Annotated in this window: 2 protein-coding genes; both read right to left on the reverse strand. The window is 52.9% G+C overall.

What is annotated here, in order from left to right; translation table 11 throughout:
- Positions 1–134 precede the first annotated feature (134 nt).
- Positions 135–1,247: a hypothetical protein gene (locus FJ147_28090; protein ID MBM4259744.1), complete on the reverse strand. Its 1,113-nt coding sequence runs from the start codon at positions 1,245–1,247 to the stop codon at positions 135–137.
- A 96-nt stretch (positions 1,248–1,343) separates the two neighbouring features.
- Complete coding sequence (locus FJ147_28095) at positions 1,344–2,870, reverse strand: GAF domain-containing protein (protein MBM4259745.1); 1,527 nt, start codon at positions 2,868–2,870, stop codon at positions 1,344–1,346.
- Between the last annotated feature and the right edge of the window lie 165 nt (positions 2,871–3,035).

The following is a 3,035-nucleotide window of genomic DNA, read 5'->3' on the forward strand; positions in this document are numbered from 1 at the left end:
GCGAGAGGCCGGGGGAAAGAAGCTCTTCAATTGTGTCCATTCGGTCATGGTCAGGTCCGTTGGATAAACTCGCGGCAGTGTATTCATCCCTCAAGCTTACCAATCCCTTTTTCAAAACACTCTCTAAGCCTCTATCAAGAGCCCTTCAATTCTTCGCTTCCCCTCCCGAGTCCAACAAACCACGGCAACACCATCTGCTGGTTAATCTTGTATGGATACGCATGGCCCCAATCAGGAAGTTCGCGATACGTTACTTTGTACCCAAGGCGCTCGAAAAGTTGGCAGGCTTGTCGAGCGGTCTCAATTGGGAAAATCTTATCGTGCGCCCCGTGTATCACAAGAAGTGGGGTATCGACACCTTTCTTTTGCCGCAGCAGCGGGTCCATCATCGGATGAAAATCCCCGGCAATTGGGGCAATACCGGCAAACAATTCTGCAGACGCAAGACCGAAAATGTACGAGAAGGTCCCACCATCGGAAAGCCCGGACAAGTATACTCGCTTGCGGTCAACGCTGTAGGTGTCACAGACTTCTGCGATCATCGCTTGCATCGAACGAATATCGAGCGGTGGCTGTAAGACTGACCACGTGGGACCGATCGACTTGGGCGAAAGCAAGAGGTAGCCGTTACTCTTCGCGGGTCGCAGCCACGTCCAGATATATTCGTTGCCTTGCCCATAGCCACCATGCAAGCAGACAATGAGCGGCCAGTTTTGTTGTGGGGTGTAGTTCTCTGGCACATAGAGTGAGTATTGGTGATGCGTGTCGGTCCGTGGCTTCTGTGTAAATCCAGTAGGAACAGTTAATCCGGCAGCTTGTGTCTCTAATTGCTGCCATGATGAGAGGGCCTCGGATGTCACCCAGTACTGCCGGAGCGTTGGCAATTGAGCGCGCAAGTCGTACAGCAGGTACAACGCTTGGCACTGTGCCTGACGGCTGCGCAGAAACCATTCAGCAAAATTGCGTCCGGCACCTTTTAGTAAACCTGCATAGGCTTCATTACAGTTGGCAAGCGCCTCACAGAACTTTGTGTGAAACGACTGATCCTCTGCTGGAGGCGTGAGTTTGGTGAACGTTTCAGTGAGGGCCGGGAAGATCGTTTCAGCAGTCGTGCGCATCCGCTCTTGCGCGTCGCGTTCACGACCGAAGTGAACCTCTTCTTGGATTTCCTCAAACATACGGAGGAACGGTAAAAGTTGTTCCTCTGCCTGATGGACAGCTTCCCAGTATTCTCGCGTGGTTTCCATGACTCCCCCTTTTTGGAGTTTTCACTCGCGCGCATAGCGCACGCTACAATGTCTGCCTTTCCCTTTAGCCTATAGCCTGCACCCTATAGCCTTTCCTCACCTCATTCCCAACCGTTTCATGATCCGCGACAAGTTGGACTGTGGTAACTGTAGCTGTCGTGCGGCTTCAGTTTGATTGCCTCCCGAGGCAAGTAATGCTGAACTGATTCGCCTCCGGGTAAACTCATCAATTGCGACAGACAACGATAACGACTCATCGATATCGTCGATCTGTACGGTGGAAGGAGATTGCGCCTTGCCGTGCCCGGTCACTTCTCGTGGCAAGTCGTCTACCGTAATGCATGGCCCCTGCGAAAGCACGACTGCCCGTTCGATAACGTTTTGCAGCTCTCGTACGTTGCCCGGCCAGGTATAGTGCTGTAAGCACGTCAAGGCTTCCGACGTAATCGTCATCGGCACATGATTCATTTCACGACAGTAGTGTTCAATAAAATGCTGCACCAAGGCTGGAATATCCTCACAGCGCTCACGCAGTGCGGGAAGAGTCAGCGCTACGACATTGAGACGATAGTACAAATCCTCACGAAAAGTACCTTTGCGCATTGCGTGTAACAAGTCGCGATTGGTCGCCGCAAGAATGCGAACATCAACACGTAGGTCTTTGACACCACCTACGCGTTGGAACTCTTTGTCTTGCAAGACGCGGAGCAACTTCACTTGCAGGTTCGGCGCGAGGTCGCCAATCTCATCAAGAAAGATAGTTCCGCTATCTGCCAACTCAAACTTGCCTTTTTTTTGCGCTGTCGCGCCGGTAAACGCACCCTTTTCATGGCCAAAGAGTTCACTTTCCAACAACTCCGCGGTCAGCGCCGTGCAGTTCACGGCAATAAATGGCTGCTCTGCCCGTGGACTCCATTCATGAATTGAGCGGGCAACGACTTCCTTGCCAGTCCCACTGTCGCCAAGAAGGAGCACGGTAGTCGGCGTTACTGCAGCAGCGCGTGCCAGACGTAACGTTTCGCGCATCGCTGCTCTTGATCCGGTTACTAAACGATACCGCCCCTGCACGGTTTCTTGAAACACGGCATTGACGTTGCGCACGCTGGCAAACGCTTTTGCACGTGAGAGTGCGGTCACCGCTAAGCTCGCAAAGGCAAGAAAGAGCTGCAGATCGGCATCGGTAAATCCCTTCGGGTTGGTCGTGTTGAGTGCCTCTAGTACTCCGATCACACGGTCGTACTGCTTCAGTGGTGCACACATCACAGACTTCGTCTGAAAACCGGTCTTCTTGTCTACACCGCCGAAGAACCGTGGGTCTTGCGACGCATTATTGGAAAAGACTTCTTTCCCAGTGCGCGCAACCCAGCCAGCAATTCCTTGATCGAGCGCGATGCGAAACTCATCAACCTTGGCTTTCCCCTCCATCGCAGTGAATGCCAATTGTTGCGCCGGTGCATCAACGAGCCCGATACTGCATCCCTCGACCGCAAACAGACGAATCGCTGCAGCCAGAATAACGTGCAGGAGCTCTTCTGGCTCAACCGTGCTCACTAAAAGCTGATTCATTTCAATCAGGCTGGTGAGCCGTGCCTGCGCTTGTTCAAGTTCAGTCACCATACTCATTCGATATATCGCTTTAGGCGGTGGCAGGAAACAACTTACCGCAATAGTGATTGACCGGAGTGGAGAGCCTCTGCACAAGAGCAGGGATGAGAGACGAGACCATTGTGTGCTGGCTTCGGTCTAAGTATCGAAGTCTGGTCGAAGAGCTGGATGAACGCGGGCGAC

The sequence above is a fragment of the Deltaproteobacteria bacterium genome (assembly GCA_016874775.1).
Taxonomy (GTDB): Bacteria; Desulfobacterota; Binatia; order Bin18; family Bin18; genus VGTJ01.

What these genes read in the sequence shown, in the direction of transcription:
- FJ147_28090 (MBM4259744.1), bottom strand. Translation starts at nt 1,247, where the DNA reads ATGGAAACCACGCGAGAATACTGGGAAGCTGTCCATCAGGCAGAGGAA.
- FJ147_28095 (MBM4259745.1), bottom strand. Translation starts at nt 2,870, where the DNA reads ATGAGTATGGTGACTGAACTTGAACAAGCGCAGGCACGGCTCACCAGC.